General features: G+C 64.3%; 24 protein-coding genes and 1 pseudogene. 19 read left to right on the top strand and 6 right to left on the bottom strand.

The genetic code is table 11. The annotated features are described in order from the left end of the window. Positions 1-72 precede the first annotated feature (72 nt). The 3 genes from ACEQXV_RS15525 (at position 73) to ACEQXV_RS15515 (ending at position 2,160) form a co-directional block, all read left to right on the top strand. Complete coding sequence (locus ACEQXV_RS15525; RefSeq protein WP_370254018.1) at positions 73-765, top strand: Crp/Fnr family transcriptional regulator; 693 nt, start codon at positions 73-75, stop codon at positions 763-765. Between the two features lie 21 nt (positions 766-786). Next, a complete protein-coding gene (locus ACEQXV_RS15520) occupies positions 787-1,491 on the top strand; it encodes an IS6 family transposase (RefSeq protein ID WP_370254047.1) in 705 nt (234 codons plus the stop codon). Positions 1,492-1,785: 294 nt separating this feature from the next. Continuing rightward, a complete protein-coding gene (locus tag ACEQXV_RS15515; protein ID WP_370254017.1) occupies positions 1,786-2,160 on the top strand; it encodes a hypothetical protein in 375 nt (124 codons plus the stop codon). Here the strand turns inward: ACEQXV_RS15515 and ACEQXV_RS15510 are convergent. After that, entirely contained in the window at positions 2,139-2,552 is a 414-nt protein-coding gene (locus tag ACEQXV_RS15510) for an Rrf2 family transcriptional regulator (RefSeq protein WP_370254016.1), read from the bottom strand. The two genes, ACEQXV_RS15515 and ACEQXV_RS15510, sit on opposite strands and share 22 nt — an antisense overlap. 105 nt (positions 2,553-2,657) lie before the next feature. On the opposite strand from ACEQXV_RS15510, the gene ACEQXV_RS15505 reads away from it, so the two are divergent. From ACEQXV_RS15505 to ACEQXV_RS15460, 10 genes and pseudogenes are all read left to right on the top strand, one after another. Next, the gene (locus tag ACEQXV_RS15505) at positions 2,658-3,170 is read left to right on the top strand and encodes a hemerythrin domain-containing protein (RefSeq protein ID WP_370254014.1); all 513 of its coding nucleotides are present in this window, start codon (positions 2,658-2,660) and stop codon (positions 3,168-3,170) included. Next, entirely contained in the window at positions 3,145-3,696 is a 552-nt protein-coding gene (locus ACEQXV_RS15500) for a DUF2478 domain-containing protein (protein ID WP_370269934.1), read from the top strand. Before ACEQXV_RS15505 ends, ACEQXV_RS15500 begins: the two co-directional genes overlap by 26 nt. After that, a complete protein-coding gene (locus ACEQXV_RS15495) occupies positions 3,693-4,208 on the top strand; it encodes an SCP2 domain-containing protein (RefSeq protein ID WP_370254012.1) in 516 nt (171 codons plus the stop codon). The genes ACEQXV_RS15500 and ACEQXV_RS15495 overlap by 4 nt, the downstream gene beginning before the upstream one ends. Next, a complete protein-coding gene (locus ACEQXV_RS15490) occupies positions 4,205-5,203 on the top strand; it encodes a peptidase U32 family protein (protein WP_370254010.1) in 999 nt (332 codons plus the stop codon). Before ACEQXV_RS15495 ends, ACEQXV_RS15490 begins: the two co-directional genes overlap by 4 nt. Before the next feature lie 5 nt (positions 5,204-5,208). After that, positions 5,209-6,120: a U32 family peptidase gene (locus ACEQXV_RS15485; RefSeq protein ID WP_370254009.1), complete on the top strand. Its 912-nt coding sequence runs from the start codon at positions 5,209-5,211 to the stop codon at positions 6,118-6,120. A gap of 18 nt (positions 6,121-6,138) precedes the next feature. Then, positions 6,139-7,332 carry an NnrS family protein gene (locus tag ACEQXV_RS15480; RefSeq protein ID WP_370254008.1) on the top strand — a complete coding sequence of 398 codons (1,194 nt, stop codon included), beginning with the start codon at positions 6,139-6,141 and terminating at the stop codon, positions 7,330-7,332. Beyond that, a complete protein-coding gene (locus ACEQXV_RS15475; RefSeq protein WP_370254007.1) occupies positions 7,329-8,528 on the top strand; it encodes an NnrS family protein in 1,200 nt (399 codons plus the stop codon). The genes ACEQXV_RS15480 and ACEQXV_RS15475 overlap by 4 nt, the downstream gene beginning before the upstream one ends. A 159-nt stretch (positions 8,529-8,687) precedes the next feature. Then, positions 8,688-9,392 (top strand): IS6 family transposase, encoded by a 705-nt coding sequence (locus ACEQXV_RS15470; RefSeq protein ID WP_370269932.1) that lies wholly within the window; start codon positions 8,688-8,690, stop codon positions 9,390-9,392. Positions 9,393-9,525: 133 nt separating this feature from the next. Continuing rightward, a pseudogene (locus tag ACEQXV_RS15465) lies at positions 9,526-10,134 on the top strand (peptidoglycan-binding protein); the annotation flags it as partial. Between the two features lie 66 nt (positions 10,135-10,200). Next, positions 10,201-10,797 carry a CDP-alcohol phosphatidyltransferase family protein gene (locus ACEQXV_RS15460; RefSeq protein ID WP_370269929.1) on the top strand — a complete coding sequence of 199 codons (597 nt, stop codon included), beginning with the start codon at positions 10,201-10,203 and terminating at the stop codon, positions 10,795-10,797. On the opposite strand, the gene ACEQXV_RS15455 is transcribed toward ACEQXV_RS15460, so the two are convergent. Further along, complete coding sequence (locus ACEQXV_RS15455; RefSeq protein WP_370269928.1) at positions 10,786-12,762, bottom strand: FAD-dependent oxidoreductase; 1,977 nt, start codon at positions 12,760-12,762, stop codon at positions 10,786-10,788. The two genes, ACEQXV_RS15460 and ACEQXV_RS15455, sit on opposite strands and share 12 nt — an antisense overlap. Before the next feature lie 213 nt (positions 12,763-12,975). Here ACEQXV_RS15455 and ACEQXV_RS15450 point away from each other — a divergent pair, with 213 nt between their 5' ends. From ACEQXV_RS15450 to ACEQXV_RS15425, 6 genes are all read left to right on the top strand, one after another. After that, complete coding sequence (locus ACEQXV_RS15450) at positions 12,976-13,884, top strand: LysR family transcriptional regulator (protein ID WP_370269927.1); 909 nt, start codon at positions 12,976-12,978, stop codon at positions 13,882-13,884. Positions 13,885-14,001: 117 nt separating this feature from the next. Further along, positions 14,002-15,162 (top strand): ABC transporter substrate-binding protein, encoded by a 1,161-nt coding sequence (locus ACEQXV_RS15445; protein WP_370254130.1) that lies wholly within the window; start codon positions 14,002-14,004, stop codon positions 15,160-15,162. Between the two features lie 61 nt (positions 15,163-15,223). Beyond that, entirely contained in the window at positions 15,224-16,219 is a 996-nt protein-coding gene (locus ACEQXV_RS15440; protein ID WP_370254129.1) for an ABC transporter ATP-binding protein, read from the top strand. Continuing rightward, positions 16,212-17,162 carry an ABC transporter permease gene (locus tag ACEQXV_RS15435; protein ID WP_370254128.1) on the top strand — a complete coding sequence of 317 codons (951 nt, stop codon included), beginning with the start codon at positions 16,212-16,214 and terminating at the stop codon, positions 17,160-17,162. Before ACEQXV_RS15440 ends, ACEQXV_RS15435 begins: the two co-directional genes overlap by 8 nt. Beyond that, on the top strand, positions 17,152-17,958 hold the full coding sequence (locus tag ACEQXV_RS15430; protein WP_370269925.1) for an ABC transporter permease: 807 nt from the start codon (positions 17,152-17,154) through the stop codon (positions 17,956-17,958). Before ACEQXV_RS15435 ends, ACEQXV_RS15430 begins: the two co-directional genes overlap by 11 nt. A 17-nt stretch (positions 17,959-17,975) precedes the next feature. Then, the gene (locus tag ACEQXV_RS15425; protein ID WP_370254125.1) at positions 17,976-19,400 is read left to right on the top strand and encodes a gamma-aminobutyraldehyde dehydrogenase; all 1,425 of its coding nucleotides are present in this window, start codon (positions 17,976-17,978) and stop codon (positions 19,398-19,400) included. A gap of 66 nt (positions 19,401-19,466) precedes the next feature. On the opposite strand, the gene otnC is transcribed toward ACEQXV_RS15425, so the two are convergent. The 4 genes from otnC to ACEQXV_RS15405 are packed head-to-tail and all read right to left on the bottom strand — an operon-like array spanning position 19,467 to position 23,804. Continuing rightward, positions 19,467-20,105, bottom strand: a complete 639-nt coding sequence (otnC, locus tag ACEQXV_RS15420) for a 3-oxo-tetronate 4-phosphate decarboxylase (RefSeq protein WP_370269923.1) — start codon at positions 20,103-20,105, stop codon at positions 19,467-19,469. After that, the gene (gene otnK, locus ACEQXV_RS15415) at positions 20,102-21,328 is read right to left on the bottom strand and encodes a 3-oxo-tetronate kinase (RefSeq protein ID WP_370269922.1); all 1,227 of its coding nucleotides are present in this window, start codon (positions 21,326-21,328) and stop codon (positions 20,102-20,104) included. The genes otnC and otnK overlap by 4 nt, the downstream gene beginning before the upstream one ends. A 31-nt stretch (positions 21,329-21,359) precedes the next feature. Continuing rightward, complete coding sequence (locus tag ACEQXV_RS15410) at positions 21,360-21,740, bottom strand: methylglyoxal synthase (RefSeq protein ID WP_370254121.1); 381 nt, start codon at positions 21,738-21,740, stop codon at positions 21,360-21,362. Positions 21,741-21,800: 60 nt separating this feature from the next. Next, positions 21,801-23,804 (bottom strand): hydantoinase/oxoprolinase N-terminal domain-containing protein, encoded by a 2,004-nt coding sequence (locus ACEQXV_RS15405; RefSeq protein WP_370269920.1) that lies wholly within the window; start codon positions 23,802-23,804, stop codon positions 21,801-21,803. Between the last annotated feature and the right edge of the window lie 212 nt (positions 23,805-24,016).

The following is a 24,016-nucleotide window of genomic DNA, read 5'->3' as shown; positions in this document are numbered from 1 at the left end:
AAATGCGTGTTTTTCGACCCTGTATCATCTGTATCCGTCGGTTCCGTCGTTTGCTCTACAGGGCTAATTGCGATGAAAAAACTGGATGAATCCTTGATTGCTCCGCTGCCGCCCTTCCGGCAGCTTGGCAGCGCGCAGATCCGTGCGATCCTTGGTCTTGCAAGTCCGCTCCGCTTTGACGCGGATGTCACGATCTTCTCCGAAGGTCATGACGCCGAACGTTTTTACCTGCTGCTTGACGGACATATCCGTGTCGTGCGCCACACAGCCGAAGGCGAGCAGATCATTTTGCTGCACATCCCGCCCGGCCAGTTGTTCGGGATCGCGGCAGCCTTGGGGCGGACCACCTACCCTTCCTCGGCTGTGGCAGCGGCAGAATGCGTCGCGCTGTCATGGCCGATGACGATCTATCACACTTTTGTCACCGAATACCCCGGCTTTGCGACCGAGACCTACAAAATGGTCGGCGGCAGGGTCGAGGCGATGCACACCACCATCATGGAAATGGCGACCAAGCATGTCGAACAGCGCATCGCCTGTGCATTGCTTCGTCTTTTACAGCAAGGTGGCAAACGCACCGACCGCGGAATCGAGATCGGCTTTCCAGTCACCCGCCAGAACATTTCCGACATGACGGGAACCACGCTCCACACCGTATCGCGGCTGCTGTCGGCATGGGAAAAGGACTGCATTCTGGAAAGCAAACGCAAACACGTTTGCGTCACGAATGCACACCGGCTGGTGGAGCTTGCTGAGGCAGGGTAGGGGGCGAACTAACGTCTGTTCATTACCAAACGCTCCCCTTTCAAGTACTTCAAAACGAGCCCCGAGATCATCCGCTTGGCGGTGATGCTCTATCTCCGGTTCCCGCTGTCGCTTCGGAATGTCGAAGACCTACTCCACGAACGCGGTATAGAAGTCAGTCACGAGACGGTCAGGTTTTGGTGGCAGCGTTTCGGACCGATGTTTGCATCAGAGATAAGAAAGCGCCGGATCGCCGGTTTGAAATCCAGCCGCTGGCAGTGGCACTTGGATGAGGTCTTCGTGAAGGTCAACAGAGAGCGACACTATCTCTGGCGTGCCGTTGATCATGAAGGCGAGGTATTAGAAAGCTTTGTCACCAAGATGCGCGACAAGAAAGCAGCATTGAAATTCCTAAGAAAAGCAATGCGCAAGCATGGCCGTCCAGAGGTCGTCGTTACGGACAGGCTCAGATCATATGGCGCGGCGCTAAAAGAAATCGGTGGAACGGCGCGCCAGGAGACCGGGCGCTGGCTCAACAATCGAGCCGAAAACTCACATCTGCCATTCCGGCGACGAGAACGGGCGATGCAGCGTTTCAGGCGCATGCGAAGTCTGCAGAAATTCGCTGCCGTCCATGCCTCTGTCTACAACCTCTTCAATTCGGAGCGTAGACACTACTCAAGATCAAATTTCAAGCTGAACCGTGCCGCTGCTCTCGCTGAGTGGCGGCAGCTGCTTGCAGGCTAGGAGCAGTGTTTAGGCCATTCCTGAGATTTGTTCGCAGGTTCTAACACCACCAAATAAACCACTTTCCAGAGTCGGGACCTGAACACTCCTGCGTCGGTGGCGTTCGGTAAGAAGGAACAGAAATCGTACGTTCGCTCCTTGCTGACCAGGCGGCGTCGATCAAGTTGCGGAGTTTTTCATACTCCACCGCATCAGAAGGAAAGGCGGACTCCGGACCTTCGTTGGACCCGTAGTCGGCTTTGATGGTGTGACCGCCCTCCTCGTGGATCGTCGCTGACCCACCTTGGCACACCGATGCCGTCGGGGGCGGTCACACAGATCGCGGCACTGGTCGCGATGATCTTCGGCGCGCTGACGATTTTGTCGGGTGGAACGACGATCATGGGCACGCTCGACATTGGGGCGGTTGTCCCGTTCGTGCTGTGGTTCAACACCGCAGCAGGGTTCTTCTATGTCGCAGTCGGCGTGGGGCTGTGGGTGGGGCGTGCCTGGGCCTTTCCCCTTGTGCTCGTCGTCCTCGTGGCCACCGTTCTGGTCTTTGCCGCCTTCGGTCTTCATGTCGTCCGTGGCGGCGCGTTCGAGATGCGCACCGTGGCGGCGATGACGCTGCGCTGCGCCGTGCTCGCCGGGGTGGCGCTCGCCGCGCGTCATGCCTCGAAAGGGCGATAGACGCAATCCGCAAGCGAACTGCGGTTGAGATCGGCGATGAAGGCAGCTTCGGCACCGGCCAACCGCGCTTTCAGACGGCAGCGTGGCGTCAGTGTACAGGCAGCGCCGCCGGGCGAGAAACACTCGACCAGCGCCTGATCCGACTCGAGGCGGGCAACGACATCGCCCAACAGAATCTCTTCGGCGCGCCGCGCGAGCAGCGCACCCCCTCCGCCACCGCGCCGCGTTTCCAGGTAGCCTGCGGCCGATAGCGTCGAGATCACCTTTGCCAGATGATTGCGCGACACACGGAGCTCGTCTGCCAGTTCGGCGGTGGTGAACGGTCGATCCGGGGTGCCGGCCATCCGCATGAGCACACGCAGGCCATAGTCGGTGAAGGACGTAAGGCGCAAGATTCGGCTCCCGATTAGGCATTTACAATGCGCATTCAATGGGTGTATTCGCATTTCAGATACCAAATCGTTCCTGCCACGCCAAGAGACCGGATTTCGTCAAAGATGAGTGAGCTTGCAGACCCAGCTTCCGATCAGGGCACGGATGCCCTGATTGCCCACATCCTGTCCCGGTTCCACGATGTCCATCGCTCCGAACTGGCGGCCTTGCATTTGTTGGCGCAAAAGGTCGAGTCGGTCCATGCCGACGACGCACTGGCACCGCCGGGCCTGGCGCAAGCCCTGATGAAGCTTTGGCGCGAGATAGAAGATCACATGGCCAAGGAAGAAAGAGTTCTCTTTCCCGCCATGCAAGCGGGGGGGATGCAGGAACTCGAGCACCCGATCCGCGTGATGCGTACCGATCACGACGATCACGCAGCCACCATTGCGCATATCCGTTCCCTAACGGCGAACCTGACCCCGCCCGACCATGCCTGTGGGTCATGGCGGGCGCTTTACTCGGGAACGGAGAAGCTGCTCGCCGACTTGTCGGCACATATCGCACTCGAGAACGACGTGCTGTTCCCTCGGTTCGAGGAGGGCTGCCGCGATGGCCATTGCGACTGTCACCGCTAGTGGCGGAGGCGCCACGGACCGCCTGTTGTCCGATGTCGTCGCGCGCTTGCAAGGCCAGGGTTTCCGCATCGTAGGTGCACTACGGCACGTCGCGGTGGATGGTATGGCGGGGCACTGCGACAGTGACCTGTGGCTACTTCCAGACGGACCGGCGGCCCGAATCACGCAGCAGCTTGGGCCCGGTGCGCAGGCCTGCCGGATGGACGCCGGTGCCATGGAAGAGGCCGCGGGTCTGGCCAGTTCGCGCCTGTCCGAACAGGGCGCGGATCTCGTCGTGTTGAACAAGTTCGGTGTGAGCGAGGCCGAGGGGCGCGGCTTTCGCGCGATGATCGCGGACGCGGTCGCGCAAGGCGTTCCGGTGCTGATCGGCGTTTCGCAGACCCACCGCGCCGCATTCGAGCGTTTCGCGGGCGGTCTGTCTGAGGACCTGCGGCCGGATGCGGAGACAGTGTTCGACTGGTGCCGGAAGGCCGCCCACCGGACGCCCGCACAGTCCCAGAATTCGGCAATGGAGATCCCGAAATGAAATCGCTTACTGAACCGGCCCGCAGGCCGCGATTTCCCGGCGAAGGCGCCGTGGCGCGGCTGGCCTGCGTCATGGCACAACCTATCCTGTCACGCGTGGTGCGACGCATTGCGGCGTCACATCCGTCGGTCTTTGCCCGGCTGGGCGCGCACCAGAGCACCGACTTCCTGATCGACCCGGTGGAACTGCCCTTCGTCCTTCATCTGCGCCCTGATCCGCAGGTGCTTGTCCTGCGTGCCATGCCGCGAGACCTTATGCCGGAAGCGGGGGCGGTGATCCGTGGCAAGTTCCTCTTGCTGCTGGAGTTGATCGACTCCGAGGAGGATGGCGATGCCGCCTTTTTCTCGCGCGACCTCGACGTGTCTGGCGATACCGAGGCGGTGGTGCGCCTGCGCAATGCGCTTGACGATATGGATGGGTCGATCGCGGAAGAAACTGCCGCCATGTTAGGTCCTCCCGGCCGGGCGATCCTGGCGCGGTTGCGCAAATCCTACACGGAGTCCCGGACATGAGCCTTGCCGAACTGATCTGCCCCGCAGGCACACCCGCCGCCCTGCGCACGGCCGTGGATGCTGGTGCCGATGCCGTCTACTGCGGATTCCAGGACGCGACCAACGCACGCAATTTCCCGGGGCTGAACTTCACGCCAGATGAGCTTGCCGGGGCCGTGACCTATGCCCACGCCCGCGGCACCAAGGTGCTGCTGGCGCTGAACACGTATCCTCCGGCGGGCAAGGTCGATCTGTGGCGACAGGCGGCCGATACCGGCGCGCGGCTTGGGGTCGATGCCTTCATCGTGGCCGACATGGGCGTGGCCGATTACATCGCCCGCACGCATCCGCAGGTCAGGCTGCACCTTTCGGTCCAGGCCGCCGCGTCCAGCCCCGAGGCGATCCGCTATTACTGCGAGAATTTCGGGGTCAGGCGCGTGGTGCTGCCGCGCATCCTGACCATCCCCGAGATCCGCCATATCCGCAAGGAAATCCCCTGCGAGATTGAGACCTTCATCTTTGGCAACCATGGGCTGATGGTCGAGGGGCGCTGCAGCCTGACAAACTACCTCACCGGCCAGTCGACCAACATGGACGGGGTGTGCTCTCCGGCTTCGGACGTGGAATACCGGCGCGAGGCGGACGGCACGATGTCCTCACGGCTGGCGGGGTTCACCATCGACTGTTTCGGCCCCGAGGAAAAGGCCGGCTATCCCACCATCTGCAAGGGGCGATACCAGACCGACCACCGCGACGACGCCTATTATGCCTTCGAGGAACCGATCAGCCTCAACCTGTCGCGGCTTCTGCCGGAACTGATCGACGCGGGCGTGCATGCCTTCAAGATCGAAGGACGGCAGCGGTCGAAATCCTATGTGCGCGGCGTGGTTTCGGCCTTCCGAAAGGCCGTGGACGATATCCGCGCCGGACGACCGGCAGATATCGCAGATCTTGTGGCGCTGACCGAGGGGCAGAAGCAGACCCAGGGCGCCTTCGAGACCAAGAAATGGCGGTAGACACGATGACGAAGCTGACACTCGGACCCTTGGCCTATCACTGGTCTGCAGATCAACGCCGTGATTTCTATGCCCGCATCGCCGACGAGGCGCCGGTGGACGAGGTCTACCTGGGCGAGGTAATCTGTTCGAAACGCGCCGCGTTTCAGGAAGCGGACCTGCCCGCGATCATCGAGCGGCTGGAACGCGCGGGCAAGATCGTGATCCTGTCCTCGCTGGCCGAGGTCATGCTGAAACGCGAACGCAACGCCACGGCCGATCTCGCCGAGCTGGACAACCCCGAGATCGAGATCAACAATGCTGCGGGCCTCTACGCGCGCGGCAGGCGCCCGCACCGGATAGGCCCGTTCATGAACGCCTATAACGAGGCGACCATCGGCTGGATGGCCGCTCAGGGGGCGACGCATGTCTGCCTGCCCGCCGAACTTCCCGCCCCCTCAATCGCGATCGCCGCCAAGGCTGCACGGGACCTTGGCCTCGGGGTCGAGGTTCAGGTCTTCGGCAGGGCGTCGCTGGCGGTCTCGGCGCGGTGCTATCATGCGCGCGCCCATGGCCGGACCAAGGACAACTGCCAGTTCGTCTGCGAGGATGACGCCGACGGCATGCCACTCTGCACCACCGACGACAGGCCGATCCTGCGGGTAAACGGCATACAGACCCAGTCGGAAACCTATATCAACTTGCTGCCTGAAACGGGACGGCTCATCGCGGATGGCCTAACCCATCTGCGGCTGATGCCGCAATCGGTCGACATGGTGGACGTGGCGAAGCTGTTTCGCGAAACGCTGGACGGCGGGGGTCCCGCCGAGGACGCCGAAGCGCGCCTTGCCGGGATGGTTGGGCAGGTGGGCTTGAGCAATGGGTTCTATCACGGTGCCGCGGGCTATCGCCGGATTGCTGCGGCTGCGCCGGTATAGCGCCGAAAGGAGCGGGCGATGATGGCCCCGCATCGTATTCTGTTTCCTGCCGGCGGGATCTGGGCAATTGTCGCGGTCGGACCGGTTGCCTTGGATACGGGGTTCGATCCGACACGATCGCCCCTGGGCGGGCTCACGAAATGGCACGCTCATGAGATGCTCTTCGGCTTTGCGGCCGCCATGTTTGCAGGCTACGCGCTGACGGCAATGACAAGCTGGCCGGGCAAGGCGCGCCTGTCCCCTGAAGGGGTTGCGACCCTCGTCGCGCTGTGGGCTCTTGCCCGGCTGTCCGCCGCCGGTGCGCTTGGGCCGGAACCGGGACTTGCCGCGCCGGCCGCTGTGGCGTTCATGGGGTTTCTGACGCTGATCCTTGCCCGATCGGCGCTGCGATCCCGAGCCTTGCGGGCGGCACCGCTGGCGCTCTTCTCGCTGGCGATGACCGGGTATCAGATTGCTGTCGTGATCGGAGCGGGCCCCATCCACCTACCCGTGCTTGCGTTCGCGGCCCTTCTGTCTGTCGTCGGCGGACGGATGGTCGCGGCCTTTACCGCGAACAGCCTGACGTGCAGCGAACGGCAGACACGGCGCGTTCAGGCCGCCGGGATCTTCGGCCTTTTCGGATCGGTCACGATTCTGACCGCGCTCGGCCTTGAAACCCTGCGGGCCGCGCCAGGATGGCTTGGCGCCTGCCTGCTGCTCGCCGCGGCCTTCGAGACGACACGGGCATTATTGCTGTTGTCCAGGGAGATCCTGACAGACGGGCTGCTGCTCATGCTGCACGCGGGGTATTTTTGGCTCCCCATCGGGCTGGCGCTGGTGGCACTTGGCAAGACCCAGGGCGCGCCGCTGCCGGAAGGCGCCGCCCTGCACGGGATTGCGGCCGGTGCAGTCGCCTGTACGATATACGCGGTGGCCGCACGGGCGGTGGCGTGGCGACGCGATCGTTTGCGCGCGTCCCCGTTCGACGGAGGGGGCTTTGTGCTCGTGTGGGTCGCCGCTGCCTGGCGCGTTTTTGCGCCCGCCGAGTCCCAATGGGCCGCAGCGGCGTCAGCCCTGTGGGGCCTGGCCTGGGCCATATTTCTGGCACGGCATGGGGCGGCGCTGTTTCACCCGGCACCGAGGCCGGTGTTCAGCGGTCCGAGACGGCCCGACCTTGGTCACCCGCAAGATGGGCAAGACCGTGTGGCAACAACAAGAAGCGAGGCATCATGAGCACCACGTCAGACCAGATGCGGACCTGGACCGGTCCCGCCATCCTGACTTACGGATTCCGTCCGTTCTTTTTGGGCGCTGCGCTCTGGGCGGCCCTCGCCATGCTGTTGTGGATTCCGATGCTGATGGGCCATGTGACGCCACCAACGGCCTTCGATCCGGTGAGCTGGCACGCGCATGAGTTCCTCTTTGGCTATCTCGGCGCGGTGATTGCGGGGTTCTTGCTGACCGCCGTGCCCAACTGGACGGGACGCCTGCCCATCGTGGGATGGCGCCTGGGCGCACTTGCCCTGCTGTGGCTCGTGGGGCGCGCCTCGATCCTGTTCTCCGCCAACATGTCAGCCGGACTGGTCGCCGCGCTCGACCTGGGTTTCCCGGTTCTGTTCGCGATGGCCATTGCGCGTGAGATCGTCGCGGGACGGAACTGGCGCAATCTGATCATTCTGGGAATGCTGTCGGTCTTTGCGGCTGGAAATGCGCTGTTTCATATGGAGGCGGCACGCGGGGACTACGCAGCGCATGGAATGGGGCTGAGGCTGGGTCTTGGTGCAGGCATCATGATGATCGCCGTCATCGGCGGACGGATCATCCCGTCGTTTACCCGCAACTGGATGGTTCGGCGGGATGAAGCATCCCTGCCTGTGCCGCCCATGCAGTGGTTCGACCGGTTGGCATTGATCGCGCTACTGGCGGCTCTTCTGGTTTGGGTACTCCGGCCCGACGCGATTGCCAGCGGGATTGCCCTGCTGGTGGTCGGCGGGATCCATCTGCTTCGCCTTGCCCGTTGGCGTGGCCACCGGACCTTTGCCGAGCCGCTGGTCCTTGTCTTGCATGTCAGCTACCTTTTCCTGCCGCTGGGCGCTCTGGCGATCGGCGCCAAGATCCTCATCCCCGGCACCTTCGGGCAAGCTGCCCCCGAGCACCTGTGGACGGCGGGAGCCATCGGCATGATGACCCTCGCGGTGATGACCCGGGCAACCCTGGGTCACACCGGGCAGGCACTTGCGGCCGGGCCCGCAACGGTTGCGATCTATGTCTCCATAGGACTTGCGACGCTCGTCCGAGTCTGCGCCGGCTACTGGCCCGAGGCCGTATTCTGGCTGCACCCACTCGCCGGGCTGGCCTTCGTGTTGGCCTTTATGGGGTTCGCCCTGGCCTATGGTCCGGCTTTGCTTCGCCCCCGGCGCAGGAACTGAGAACCGGGTCGGTAACTCACGCCATGTCCGTTGCCAACAGTCCATTCCGATTGCAGGACAGGGCGGTGGGTAGGGTCCTTACCGTATACTTGTGGACGCAAGGGTCTTGTCAGAAAGATTACGGTTGAGACGGGCAGGGCGGCCTCTTAGCGTCGGAACATGACCAAATCCGACCCGTTCAAAGGCTTTCACAGCAGCCCAGAAATCATCCGCCTTGCTGTGATGCTGTACGTCCGCTTCCCATTGTCGCTCCGGAATGTCGAAGATCTACTGCACGAGCGCGGTGTCGATATCAGCCACGAGACGGTGCGGTACTGGTGGCACAGGTTTGGTCCCATGTTCGCCTCCGAGATCCGAAAGCGCCGGATCGAAGGGATGAAATCGAGCCGCTGGCGTTGGCACCTCGACGAAGTATTCGTGAAGATCAATGGCGAGCGGCATTACCTCTGGCGGGCCGTCGATCACGAAGGGGAGGTTCTTGAGAGCTTCGTCACGAAGACGCGTGACAAGCGGGCCGCTTTGAAGTTCCTCAAGAAAGCAATGCGGAAACATGGTCAGCCCGAGGTCATCGTGACCGACAAACTCCGATCCTACGTTGCTGCGTTGAAGGAGATTGGCGCTGGCGACCGGCAGGAGACGGGTCGCTGGATGAACAACAGGGCAGAGAACTCGCACCTACCATTCCGACGACGGGAGCGGGCGATGCTCCGTTTTCGGCGGATGCGAAGTCTTCAGAAGTTCGCTGCCGTCCACGCCTCCGTCTCAAACCATTTCAACAAGGAACGCAGTCTCTCCAGCAGACCACATTTCAAAGCCAACCGCGCCGCCGCTCTCGCCGAGTGGCGCGCTCTCTGCGCGGCTTAAGGGACAACCAACCTGCCCTTGTGGAGACTGGTTAGAATTGGTCTGACACCACCAGCAAGCCAGTTTCGCCGGAGCGACCCGTTCAGTTGGGAACCTTGAATCCGAGAGCTCTCTTGGTCTCAGCCGTGAAGATCGGCAAGAGGTGCAACAGATGTTGAACGATCTCGGCTTCGAGAGTGGCACGCCAGATGGGGTATTCGGCCCCGCCTCGCGCGCTGCAATCGAGGCCTTCAGCTTGTATGCAACCGGCCAGCAGGCGAGCAATCTGTCCCAGGATGTACTGGATCATCTGCGTACAGTTCATGCGCTGGCCCCCGATACGCTGGACGGTCATTGGTCGCTGCGGCTCTCGCGCCGTGGTGACGCCGTTTGGTTCGCGACAAACGATCCGACAAACTGGATGTTCGAGAACCGGGACAGGCCGCTGGAAACGATCAATATCATCATCGAAGATGGGCGAATCGTCCGCCACTACGTGTCTCAGTACAACAGCGCACTGGTTGAAGGTACGTTGCATGATCTTGAACTCTCGGATGATGGCAGTCTTCGGTTCGAATTTACCAGCCACTACCTAACTGGATCGCAAGGCCGACTGCGCACCGAAAATCGGCGCCTTAATCTCACAATTGATCTGTCGCCGCGGAATCTGTCCGGTGTGGCAAGGCGGTTGGAAGTGGGGCGCTATGATCCGGCTTTCCTGACCATCCTGACCATCGAACGACGCTACCCCGACGGGTCGTGACGGCATGCTGAGGGATCGCACCGGGCGGGCTGGCCAGGGGCACGCAGGACGTGGGACACTCCTTCCATGAACTCGATTCCCATCCTGATGACGATCTACCGGCTGGTTGCTGCGCCCGTGGCTGCGGGAATGGCCTTGGCGGGCTATCGCGAGGCGTTTTTTGCCCTGATCGCTCTCAGCCTTCTGTCCGATCTTCTCGACGGTCCCATTGCGCGCTGGCTCAAGCAGGAAAGCGCCGTGGGGGCGATGCTGGATACCGTTGCCGATGGCGGCACCGTGCTGGCGGCACTGGTGGGGATTTACCTCTTCGAGGCGGAGAGCCTGCGGCCAGAGCTTCCCTGGCTCCTGCTTTTCCTGGCCACCTATTTTGCGGCGGCAGGGGCGGGGGTGCTGCGCCACGGCGCCCTGCCGGCCTATCACCTCTACCTGTCCAAGGCCGCGGCGGTCGGCTCGGCCATCTTCTTCCTGTGGCTCTTCCTTCTTGGCTACGAGCGGAGCTTGTTCCTCGGAGTGATCGGCGTGGCCGTGCTGGCCAATCTGGAGTCGCTTCTGGTGAGCTTCGTGCTGCCGAGGTTCCATGCGGATGTGGGCAGCCTGGCCCGGGCGGTGGCGCTTGCGCGCAAGGACCGGGCAGACCTGGATCTCGGGTCGTCAGATCTCTAGGCCGCACTTGCGCCCTTCGTAGAAGGCCCAGGGGGCCTGGCGCGGGGCTTGTGCATCACCGATCAGCCGTGTGTCGAGGTCTGACAGGTCCTGCGATAGCGGGTCGAAAGCCCGGTTCGTGGTGGCCATGATCAGCGCCGAACTCGCCATCTCGCGCGCGCTGCCATCAAGCAGATTGCGCAAGAGTGCCCCGTTCCCGCGCCATTCGAGGATTGCGTGTTCGCACAGCATTTCGACCCCGAGCCGTGCAAGGCGCGCCCGGATCGGGATGTCGGCGCTGGTGCGTGCCAGTTCCTTGCCGACGAACGGGTCGGGCGTGACCAGCGTCACCTGCTTGCCCGTTTCGGCCAGGTGCCAGGCGGTGCCGACGCCGCGCATGTTGCCGCCCTCGTCATAGACGATCACATGATCTCCGAGCCGCGCATCGCGGCGCATCACGTCCTCGGCGGAATAGACCTGCCCGTTGGCCAGGCCGGGCAGGGGGCCAAGCTGAGGCAGCCAGCGCTGCGTCGCTTCGTCGTCGGGCAGCGATCCTGTTGCCAGCACGACCACCTCGGCCCCCGCTGCGCGGACCTCCTCCGCATCGAGGAAGCTGTTGAGATGCAGCGTCACCCCAAGCATGGTGAATTGCCGTTCATACCAATCCAGTAGCTCCGTGATCTGGCCACGGCGCGGTTGTTCACCCGCCAGCCGGAATTGCCCGCCGATGACCGGGGCGGCTTCGTGGATATCGACATCGTGTCCGCGTTCGGCGGCCACGCGCGCGGCCTCCAGCCCGGCGGGTCCCGCCCCGACGACCAGCACCTTGCGGGGCGTTTTGGCGGGTGTGAAGCGGTCCCCGCCCCATTGGTATTCGCGCCCCACCGAGGGGTTCACGAGGCAGGAAATCCAGTAATCGCGCGAGCGTCTGCCCCAGCACATCTGGTTGCAGGAAATGCATCCGCGGATGTCCTCGACGCGGCCTTCGCGGATCTTGCGCGCCAGATGCGGGTCGGCGATCTGCCCGCGCACGATCGAGACCAGATCGGCCTGGCCCGAGCCGATCACGCTTTCGGCGTTGTCGGGGGTGCGGATGCCGCTTTCGGCTTGAACCCTGGCGTGTTTCAAGTCGCGCTTGAACACCTCTGTCGCAGGCACGGTCAGCTTTTCGCCAAGCACGAAGGTCGGCATAAGTTTCTCGAAGTCGAGATAGCCGCCAGAGCCGCAGCTGACATAATCCAGATGCCCGGTGGCGTCGTGCAGGGCGAGGATCTCCGTCAGCGCCTCGACCCCGAGACTGACCGCGTAGCTGTCGGAGTAGCTCACCGACATGCCGACGATGAAATCGTCCCCGCAGGCCCGGCGGATGCCTTCAAGGATGCGCATCGACAGCCGCGTGCGGTTTTCCAGCGATCCACCCCACTGGTCGTCGCGCCGGTTGCTCCACGGTGTCCAGAACTGGTCGAGCAGCGAATGGTAGGCGGCCCAGATTTCCACCCCGTCAAACCCGGCTTGCTGACAGCGGCGCGCGGCGGCGATGAAGGCCGCGATCATTTCCTCGATCTCGGCTTCGGTCATGGCGTGGCTGCCATCGCTGTCATGGTAGCTTGGCTGGCCAGAAGGGCCCCAATGAGGCTGGTAGCTGAGGTCTGAATCGCCGTGCTGGCCGACGTGGTAAAGCTGTTGCAGCACCACGGCGCCCGCGTCTTTCACCGGGTCGAGGATACGGCGGAAGGCGGGAATGACCGCGTCGTCCTCGGCTAGGAAATTGCCCCGCGTCAGCACCCCCGTCCGGTGGACGGGCACCGGTTCGCTGACGATCATGCCCGCGCCGCCAAGCGCCCGTTCCAGCAGGTAGGCTCCGAACTGGTCGCCCGGCAGGCCATTGACCGACATGTTGGCGGTATGTGCGCCGAAGGTGATGCGGTTGCGCAGCGTCTTGTGGCGCAGCTCGAGCGGCGAGGTGAGGCGGGGGAACTGCGTCATGGATGCGTCCTTTCGGTCCGGGTCTTGGGGCGACCTCTCCGTATCGCGGAACTTTCTGATATCATGAGCAAAGCCTGCAATGGGCAAGGCTTCTGGCCTGCCCCCGACGCGGAGTGGGCCAAATCCGAACCCGCAACTGCGCTGCGACACGCGCTGTGGCGTGGCCCGCGGTTCTGCGCTACCCCTTGCTTAACACCGTCAAGGAACATCGCGATGTCCATCACCCTGCGCCAGATCCGGTATTTCGTGGCCGCCGCCGAACAAGGCACGGTCAGCGGGGCGGCGCATACCCTTTCGATCTCGCAAAGCGCGGTGACGGAATCGATCAAGGACCTGGAAGCCATCCTCGGGGTGTCGCTTTTCCAGCGCCATGCGCGCGGTCTGAATATCACCCCTGAAGGGCAGCAATTCCTGCGCCATGCGCAATCCATACTGGCCGAGGTGTCGACGGCGACACGGCTTATGTCCGTGGGCGACAAGCAGGTCAGCGGCTCTCTCAACCTTGGCGTCACATCGCTGACGGCGGGCTACGTTCTGTCTGACATCCTGTCCCGCTACCGGCGGCTCAACCCCGAGGTCGAGGTCGAGGCAATCGAGGATACCGGCGAGTATCTCGAACATCTTCTGATCGGCGGCGAACTCGACGTGGCGGTGATGGTCACGTCGAACCTGCGCAATACCCTTGCCCTGCAGGCCGAGATCTTCGAGGTCTCGCCGTTCCGCCTGTGGTTGCCCATCGATCATCCGCTTGGGCGGCAGCAGAGCATCACCCTGGCCGATGTGGCGCAGGAAAAGCTGATCGTGCTGGACGTGGACGAAATGGAAAACGAAGCGGTGCGCCTTCTGTCGGCCTTCGGAAAGCGCCCGCGCATCGCCTTTCGCACCCGGTCCGTCGAGGCCGTGCGATCGCTGGTTGCGACAGGGGCGGGGGTGGCCCTGCTGCCCGACCTCGTCTACCGGCCCTGGTCGCTGGAAGGGGATCGGATCAACAGCCGGGACGTGTCGGGCAAGCTGCCGGTGGTGCAGGTGGGGCTGGTCTGGCGCCGGGGCTCGCAGATCTCGGAGGCCACGCGCGAATTCATTGCCCTGACCCAGGCCCGGCAGGCGGCGCGAGACCGTTGATTTCGTTAGATATCGGAATTTCCGATAATTGACCTTCTATATTTTGAATTTGCGATAACTATAGGCCGGGAACATAGTCCGCCCAGTTGCGCTGCGCAGCCAACAGGGAGAGAAAACATGAAATCCGTGCTTAAAACCTGTACCGCCATGACCTTCGGGGCGAGCCTGATCGCTCAGCCGCTGATGGCAGATATGTTGACAGAAATCGGCCCCGGCGAGGGCCAAGTTACCATCGTGGCCTGGCCGGGCTACATCGAACGGGGCGAAACCGACCCTGCCTTCGATTGGGTCACCTCCTTCGAAGAGGCCACCGGCTGCATGGTCGGAATCCAGACCGCCAACACCTCGGACGAGATGGTTGCGCTGATGAACGAAGGCGGCTTCGACCTCGTGACCGCGTCGGGCGACGCCTCGCTGCGCCTGATCGCGGGCAACCGCGTGCAGCCCGTCAATATCGACCTCGTGCCCAGTTGGTCGACCGTCGATCCGCGCCTTCAGGAAGCGCCCTGGCACTACGTGAACGGCACCCATTACGGCGTGCCCTACATGTGGGGCCCGAACGTGCTGATGTATAACACCGAGGTCTTCCCGGAACCGCCGACCTCCTGGAACGTGGTGTTCGAGGAAATGACCCTGCCCGACGGGCAGTCCAATGCCGGACGGGTGCAGGCTTATGACGGCCCGATCCACATCGCGGATGCGGCCCAGTACCTGATGCATCACCAGCCCGAGCTTGGCATCACCTCGCCCTACGAGCTCAACGCCGACCAATACGCCGCCGCCCTGGACCTGCTGCGCCAGCAGCGCCAGCTGGTGGGCCGCTACTGGCACGATGCCTTCATCCAGATGGATGACTTCGTGAACGAGGGCGTGGTGGCCTCTGGGTCCTGGCCGTTCCAGGTGAATATCCTGGCCAGCCAGGGCGCGCCGATCGCCTCGACCATTCCGCAGGAAGGCGCCACCGGTTGGGCCGACACCACGATGATGCATGTGGACGCGCCGAACCCGAACTGTGCCTACATGTGGATGGAGCACTCGATTGCCTCGAACCTGCAATCCGACCTGTCGGTCTGGTTCGGCGCAAACCCGGCTGTTCCCGCCGCCTGCACCGATGGCCGCGGCATGCAGACCGCGGAAGGCTGCACCACCAACGGCATGGACGATTTCGAGCGTATCCGTTTCTGGCAGACGCCCGTGTCTTCCTGCGAAAGCCAGGGCAGCTGCGTGCCGTATTACCGTTGGGTGTCCGACTACATCGGCGTGATCGGTGGACGGTAACCACATCGACCTGAACCTGGTCCGCCGCGGCAGCGCGGCGGACCCCTTGAACGGACCTACCATGACAGCAGCAGTCAGTTTCAAAGGCGTCTCGCGCCATTTCGGCGATGTGCGCGCCGTGGATGATGTCGATATCGACATCGCCGAAGGGGAATTCTTCGCCATGCTGGGGCCTTCGGGCTCGGGCAAGACGACCTGCCTTCGGCTGATCGCGGGGTTCGAACGCCCCACGGCGGGCGAAATCGCGATCTTCGGGGAAAGCTGCGCGGGTGTGCCTCCCTACAAGCGGCATGTGAATACCGTTTTCCAGGACTATGCGCTGTTTCCGCATCTCAACGTGCGTGACAACGTGGCCTACGGCCTGATGATCGCGGGCCAAGCCAAGCGCGCGCGCCACGCCGCCGCCGACGAGGCGCTGGAGCTTGTGGCCCTGCCGGGCTACGGCGACCGCAAACCGTCCGAGCTGTCGGGCGGGCAGCGCCAGCGCGTCGCCCTGGCGCGGGCGTTGGTCAACAAGCCCAAGGTCCTGCTTCTGGATGAACCGCTCGGCGCGCTCGATCTCAAGCTGCGCGAGCAGATGCAGGAAGAACTGAAGGCGCTGCAACGCCAGCTTGGCATCACCTTCGTTTTCGTCACCCACGATCAAGGCGAAGCCCTGTCGATGGCCGATCGCGTTGCCGTTTTCAACGAAGGCCGCATCGTGCAGATGGGTGCCCCCGAAGACATCTATTACCGCCCCGAAGTGCCCTTTGTGGCTGAATTCGTGGGCTCCTCGAACCTGTTTCCGCCATCACTCACGGAGCGGATTGCCGGGATCGAGGCTTATTCCACCGTGCGGCCCGAAGCCGTGCGCGTCGCCGCCACGGGGGAAGGGCATGCCGCCAAGGTCGTGTCCTCCAGCTTCCTTGGCACCAGCACCCGGCTGGTGATGGAGATCGACGGCATGCGCATCACCGCGCTGTTGCCCAAGGGGGCCTTCGTGCCGGGGGCCGGCGACACGGTGCATATCAGCTGGAACGCGGCTGACCTGCACGTGATGGGAGGCGTTGATGGCTGAGCTTTCCGCCAACCCCGCGGGCGGGTCCCGCGACGGTCTGCTGGGGCGCTTTTCCGACACGCTCTGGCGCAGGCCCCGTCTGCTGATCCTGCTGCTGCTGACGCCGCCGGCGCTGTGGCTTGGGGTGATCTATCTTGGCTCGCTCTTCGCTCTTCTTGCGCAGAGTTTCTTCTCGATCGACGAGTTTTCCGGCGTCATCGTCTACGAGTTCACCCTGCGCACCTATCGCGAACTCCTGGTGCCCGCGCATTTCGACATCATCCTGCGCACCTTCATCATGGCGACCGCCGTGACCATCGCGGCGGCGATCGTGGCCTTTCCCATTGCCTATTACGCTGCACGCTATGCGCGGGGGCGCTGGAAGGCGTTGTTCTATCTCGGCGTCATGCTGCCGCTTTGGTCGAGCTACCTGGTGAAGGTCTATTCGTGGAAGCTGATCCTGGCGCGCGAAGGCATCCTGAACTGGCTTTTCGAGACGCTGCATCTGAGCTGGATCCTGAACGTCTACCTGTCGCTGCCCATTGTCGGCGGAAACTCCCTTTCGGTCAGCGCAACCGGCACGTTCCTCGTGTTTCTCTATGTCTGGCTGCCCTTCATGATCCTGCCGATCCAGGCGGCGCTGGAACGCGTGCCCCATTCGATGCTGGAGGCCTCGGGCGATCTGGGGGCCGCCCCGGCGCAGACCTTCCGCCACGTCGTGCTGCCGCTGGCGCTGCCGGGGGTGGTCGCAGGCTCGATCTTCACCTTCTCGCTGACCCTGGGAGACTACATCATTCCGCAGATCGTGGGCACATCGCGCCGCTTCATCGGCCAGGCGGTTTATGCCTACCAGGGCACTGCCGGGAACATCCCGCTGGCCGCGGCCTTTACCGTGGTGCCGATCGTGATCATGGCTGCCTACCTGTGGCTGGCGAAACGAAAGGGGGCCTTCGATGCACTCTGACCGCGCGCCCCGCTGGCTGAAGGCGGCTGCCATTGGCGGGCTTCTCTTCATGCACCTGCCGATCCTGCTGATCTTCGTCTATTCCTTCACCACCGAGGACCGCTCCTACCAGTGGCCGCCCCCCGGGCTGACGCTGGACTGGTTCGCGGTGACATGGAACCGGCCCGACGTGTGGGCGGCGCTGAGCCTCTCTGTCCGGGTGGCCGCGATTTCGACCGCCATCGCGCTGGTCCTGGGCCCCTTGTGCGCCGCCGCCGTCAGCCGCACCCGTTTCTTCGGGCGCGAAGCGATCAGCCTGTTGGTCATCCTGCCCATCGCGCTGCCCGGCATCATCACCGGCATCTCGCTGCGCTCGGCCTTCAACCTCGCTGACATCCCGTTCAGCTTCTGGACCATCGTTCTGGGGCACGCGACCTTCTGCGTCGTGGTCGTCTACAACAATGCCGTGGCGCGGTTCCGGCGCACTTCGGGCAGCCTTGTCGAAGCGTCGATGGACCTGGGCGCGAACAGCTTCCAGACCTTCCGTTACGTGATCCTGCCCAATATCGCCACCGCGCTCTTGGCGGGCGGGATGCTGGCCTTCGCGCTCAGCTTCGACGAGGTGATCGTGACCACCTTCACCGCCGGGCAGCAGCAGACGCTGCCGATCTGGATGCTGGAAGAGCTCGTCCGTCCGCGTCAGCGGCCCGTCACCAACGTGGTGGCCATGGTCGTGGTGCTGGTGACGTTCCTGCCGATCCTCGGCGCCTACTACCTGACCCGCGGCACGGACACCGTTGCCGGGCAGGGCAAATAAGACCAGGGAGAGACTTCATGGATACCAACATGCTTATCGGTGGCGCCTTCGAAAGCGGGACGGAAACCGAGGAAAACGTGCTGAACCCGCGCACCGGGGAGAGCATCCTGCACCTGGCCGAAGCGAACCCGGCCCAGATCGACCGCGCCGTGGCCGCCGCGCGTGCCGCGTTCAAGAGCTGGTCGCGCACAACGCCCGGCGAACGATCGGCCATGCTTCTGGCGATTGCCGACGCGGTCGAGGCCAATCTCGAACATCTCGCGGCGCTTGAGGCCCTGAACTGCGGCAAGCCCATCAACGAGGTCAGGAACGAGGAAATTCCGGCCGTGGCCGACTGCTTCCGCTTCTTCGCGGGTGCGGTGCGCAACATGCACGGGCCCGTGGCAGGCAACTACCTGGCGGGCCACACCAGCATGATCCGCCGCGACCCCGTTGGCGTCGTGGCTTCGATCGCGCCCTGGAACTATCCGATCATGATGATGGCGTGGAAACTGGCCCCGGCGCTGGCAGGCGGCAACACAATCGTCATGAAACCGTCCGAGCAGACGCCGCTGACGGCGCTGGCCTTCGCCAAGATCCTGGCCGACGTGCTGCCCGAGGGGGTGGTCAACGTGATCGTGGGGCAGGGGGGCTCGGTCGGCAATACGCTGATCAACCACGACGGCGTCGACATGATCTCGATCACCGGCGACGTGGCCACCGGCAAGAAGGTGCTGATGGCTGCGTCCAAGTCGGTCAAGCGCACGCATCTGGAACTTGGCGGCAAGGCCCCGGTCATCATCTACAACGATGCTGACCTGGAGGCTGTCGTGGGCGGTCTGCGTGCCTTCGGCTACTACAATGCAGGCCAGGACTGCACCGCTGCCTGCCGGATCTATGCCGAGGACGGCATCTACGAAAAGCTGGTCGCGGATCTGTCTTCGGCGGTGTCCAGCATTGCCTATGCCAATGCCGATGACACCGTGAACGAGATCCCGCCGTTGATTTCCCCGCGCCAGCGTGACCGCGTTGACAGCTTCGTGCAGCGCGCCAAGGAACTGAACCATATTGAGGTGACAACCGGCGGCATGATCCATGATGGCCCCGGCTTCTACTACAAGCCCACGGTCATCGCCGGCGCACAGCAGCATGATGAGATCGTTCAGCGCGAAGTCTTTGGCCCGGTGGTCTCGATCACCCGTTTCGGGGCCGACGATCCGGTTGTCGATTGGGCCAATGACAGCCAGTATGGCCTCGCTTCCTCGGTCTGGACGGGCAATATCGGCAAGGCGATGGAGACCGCAGGCCAGCTGCAATACGGCTGCACCTGGATCAACACCCATTTCATGCTGACCAACGAGATGCCGCATGGCGGGTTGAAGCAGTCGGGCTATGGCAAGGACATGTCCATGTATGCGCTCGAGGACTACACCGCCGTGCGCCACGTGATGATCGCGCATTAACGTCCCCAAGTCGCGCGATTGCTTGGAAGCCCCCGGACCGGCGCGACGCCGGACCGGGGGCTTTCTTCAACTGGGAAAGCGCTCTTGCACGGCGCGGATTTCTTCGGGGCGGAGAAGCCTTGGGTCGCGGCCCCGGGTCAGGAGCGCGAGCTTGGCGGTTTCCTCCAGTTCCTCCATCGCGAAGCTCGCGGCCCAGATATCCTTTCCCGCCACGACGGGGCCGTGATTGGCCAGGAGAACGGCGGAGCGCTTGCCAGCCAGCCCCCGAACCGCCGCGCCCATTTCCGGGTCGCCGGGCAGAAAGAAGGGCAGAAGCTTCACCTTGCCAAGCCGCATGATCGAATAGGGCGTGAGTGGCGGCAGCGCGTTGTCGGGGTCGGTCTCGGGAAGCATCGAGAGCGCGACGGAATGGGTGGAATGCAGATGCACGACGGCACCCGTTCCGGCCCTTGTTTCGTAGAACGCGGCGTGAAGGGGCCGTTCCTTTGTCGGGGCGTCGCCCGACAGAAGCTGTCCGTTGGGCGCAAGATGGCTGATCCGGGCCGGGTCGAGAAACCCCATCGACACCCCGGTGGGCGTCATCAGAACGGTTCCGTCCGAAAGCCGGGCCGAGATGTTGCCGGATACCCCGCAGGTCAGGCCGCGATCGAACATCGACTTGGCGATGCGGCAGATGTCGTCGCGCAGGCGCGCTTCCTCGCTCATGCTTCGCCCCCCAGGATGGCCAGTGCTTCACCAAAGAAGCCGGGCCCGCCGAAATTGCCGGATTTCAGGGCCATGACGATGGGCTGCGCGCCCATGATCTTAAGCGCCGGAACGCCTGCTGCCAGTCTGGGGCCAATCTCGAAGCCGGTGATGCCGAGCGCGTTCACAACACCCCCCGATGTTTCGCCGCCGGCAACGACAATCCGAGTCACGCCCCGCGCCACGAGACGCGCCGCGAGTTCCCCGAAGAGGCTTTCAAGCGCCGCCGCTGCTCGATCCTGACCGTATCGTGCCTGAGCGGCGGCGACGATGTTCGGGGCTGCGGAAGAATAGACAAGGGGCGCTTGCCCTTGGGCCATCACCCAATCGGCAAGCTCTTTGGCCGTGACCCGGGCTTCGACCGCCTCCGCCGCCGTCACCTCGCGCGATGGGGCCCGGGCCGCGAAGGCCGCCACCTGGGCCCTCGTTGCCTCGCTGCAACTGCCCGACAGCACCACGCCCGGGCCCGGCATCGGGTTCCAGTCGGGCGGAGTGGCGGATGCGCCCCAGTTCGCGGGCAGGCCGATGGCGATGCCCGAGCCCCCGCAGAGCAGCGGCAAGCCCCGTGCCGCCCGGGCAATCTGGTGCAGGTCCTCGTCGCGGATCGCATCCACCAGGTTGTGCCCGGGTGCCAGTGCCGACCGGATCGCCTCGGCCCCGCGAAAGACGGTCGGGGCAGGAACGTGCACCACGGGGCGCGTGGTCTGCGGGGCCAGCACCCGGCGAATGTCGGGATCGGTCATCGGGGTAAGGGGATGGTTGCGCATCCCGCTTTCCGACAGTAGGACATCGCCCACGAATAGATGGCCAAGATAGAGCGAACGTCCGTTTTCAGGGTAGGCCGGACAAATGATCGAGCGGTCCGTGCCTAGCCTGTCTGCCAGCGCGTCCAGAACCGGGCCGATATTGCCCTCGGGGGTGGAATCGAAGGTCGAGCATATCTTGAAAACTATCTGCCCGACGCCCTGGGACACCAGCCAGTCACAGGCCGCCAGGGATTGCGCCACCGCCTCGGCCACCGGGGCCGTCCGGGTCTTGAGCGAAACGACGCCTGCATCCAGCCCCGGATCTGCCCCCCCGTCCGGGATGCCTATGAACTGCGCCACGGAAAACCCGGCCTCGGCAATCGCAAGCGCGATGTCGGAAGCGCCGGTGAAGTCGTCTGCGATCACGCCCAGTTTCATGGGCATCCCCTTGGCTGCGTCGCGGTCGACATCACGCTTCCCGTTCGGCCAGCATGTCCAGAATGGCCGTGGCCGAGGCGCGATTGACGGCCATCGGGGTGTCGTAAAGGATGGCGAGGCGCAGCAGCGATTTCACGTCGACGTCATGGGGCAGGGCCGAGAGCGGGTCGATGAAAAAGACGAGCCCATTGAGCTTGCCCTCGGCAATCAACGCGCCAAGCTGCGCGTCGCCCCCAAGGGGGCCGCTCTTCAGCCGCGTGACGTCGAGACCCGCCCCCTCGATCAGCCGTCCGCCCGTGGTGCCCGTGGCAAAGATCGTCATGCTCTTCAGCGTGGCGGCATTGTCGGTGGCCCAGGCGACCATGTCGTCCTTCTTGGCGTCATGGGCCACGAGCGCGATGCTGATCGTCATGGGCAAACTCTCCTTTTCACCTCCGATAGCGTAGCCCTGCGCGGTCGCGCCGGGCAAGGTTCAGCCATGGGCGACGCGCGGGCGGCCCGAGGCGGTGACGCTGATCGTGGCCTCGATGAACATCGCGCGCCCCTCTACCTCGATTTCACGGATGTCGCGGTCTGCGCTTGTGTGGATGTCCTCGGCCCCGGCAGCGCGGGCGCGGGCGGTGACCTCGGCCAAAAGCTCTGCCTCAAGCGCGTCCATCGCGGCGTCGCGCTCGCCAAAGACCTGGGGACCGGCCGCGAGGTGCACGGTATAGCGGCCTTCGCCCGCACTGGTCACGGTGCCCGCCTGTTTCTGGCTGACCTGTCCGACCACGGCCCCGATGGCGTTGGCAACGCCCGCGTGGTCAGGCAGCACGACCCGGCAGCCGAGCCGCTCTGCCACCGCGCGGTAATAGTTGGGGGCCGAGGCCCCAAGCCCGATCAGCGGAACGCCCAGTTTGAGCGAGGTCTCGACGATGCCTCGATGGTCGGTCAGGCCCACGCGGGTCAGGCGGTGGCGGGCAAGCTCTGCCGGGTCCTTGCCGGCAAAGGCGGGATCGTCCGCGAAGGCCGATTCAAGCAGGCATTCCACGGTCTGTTCGGTCAACTGGTCGACGATCATCCGGGCCAGCGTGGCCGGGTCTGCGGCCAGCCGGTTACCCGAGGCCACCCGACGGCGGGCAAAAAGCGCCAGCCCCTTCTCGGCGGCCGCGCGGTCCCAGCTGTCCAGCAGGCCAAGAACGTGGCTGGCATCCGACGGGGTAATGCCCGAGATCATCACCAGGCCGCGGGCCACGAGACGGTCGAGCGCGGGAACCTCCAGCCGAGAGCGCAGGGCCCCCGCCAGCGCCATCGGCTCGGTGATCCGTTCCAGAAGCGCCGCGTCGCGAGCGGGCAATCCGGCGGCGGGACCGCCCATGGGAATGAGAAACAGCCCGTCATGTTCGCCCGGAACCTCCGAGGACAGGGCCCGATCGAGCGCGTCATGGACCAGATCGGGATGCTCGTCCGCAAGACAGGACAGCGGCACCCGGCGACGGGGGCCAAGACGAAGGGGGCGCCCACCAAGGTCAATCTCCAGGTGCAGCTCACTGTCGCCGCCAAGCCCCGTTGTGCGCACCGCGACGGCCTCGACCATCGTTCGGTAACGGCCAACGCGCGCGCCCTCTGGGTCGATCTCTGGCAGGCCGTCGCGTAGCAGTGCCACGTCGGTGGTGGTGCCCCCGATATCGGACACCATGGCGTTGGCCTCTCCGGTCAGCCAGCGCGCGCCCACGATACTGGCGGCGGGGCCCGAGAGGATCGTTTCGATCGGACGTTCGCGCACCACCTTGGAGGATATAAGCGCCCCGTCACCGCGCACGACCATCAGCGGCACATCAAGCCCGAGCGCCGCAAGGTGGCGTTCACAGGCGGAAATCAGGCGGTCGATCATGCCGATCAGGCGTGCGTTCAGAACCGCCGTCAGCGCCCGGCGGGGGCCATTGAGTTGCGCCGAGAGCTCGTGCGAGCAGGTTACCGGGCGCCCGGTGGCGGCCCTGATCAGGTCACGGGCGCGGCGTTCGTGGTCACTGTTACGGGTGGCAAAGCGCCCGGCGACGGCAAAGGCATCGACCTCGTGGGCGAGCTTGGCCACCGCGGCCTCGAGCGTTGCCGTGTCGAGAGGCGCGACCTCGTGGCCCGCATGGCCGTGCCCGCCTGCAATGCGGATGAGCGGATCGGTGCCAAGCGCCTCGGAAAGCCCCGCCTTGGTCAGGTCCGCCTCGTCGAAGCCAATGGAGACCAGCGCCACGCGCCGCCCCTGGCCCTCGACCAGCGCGTTGGTGGCCAGCGTCGTCGATAGCGACACGAGCCCAACTTCGGCAGCTGAGATCCCGGCGGTGGAGATGGCGGCATCGACCGCCTTGCCAATTCCGATCGACAGGTCGGCGCGCGTGGTCAGCGATTTTGCCTTGCCCAGAACCCGTTCCGCGCCCGCGTCCAGCACGACCGCGTCGGTGTAGGTGCCGCCCGTGTCGACCCCGAGTAGATAGCCCATGCCCGCCCTCTTGCCGCGCGCCAAATCCGGCGCGCAGTTGGGACGGGCAGGGCAGGGCTGTCAAGCGCCGAGGCGACGGGGCCGGCGCATTATCCTACCCCGTCCGGGGCGGCTCAGGGCCGCGTGATGGCCGGCATCGGACGCCCGCTGGCCGTGGCAAGGTCGGCAATCGAGTCATGCAGCGCCTGGAGCGTGTACTCGGGGTTGTGGGC

This window comes from Nioella sp., from assembly GCF_964229645.1.
Classification (GTDB): domain Bacteria; phylum Pseudomonadota; class Alphaproteobacteria; order Rhodobacterales; family Rhodobacteraceae; genus Nioella.
The sequence above is the reverse complement of the archived record's forward strand: the minus strand, read 5'-3'. Positions and strand labels throughout refer to the sequence as shown.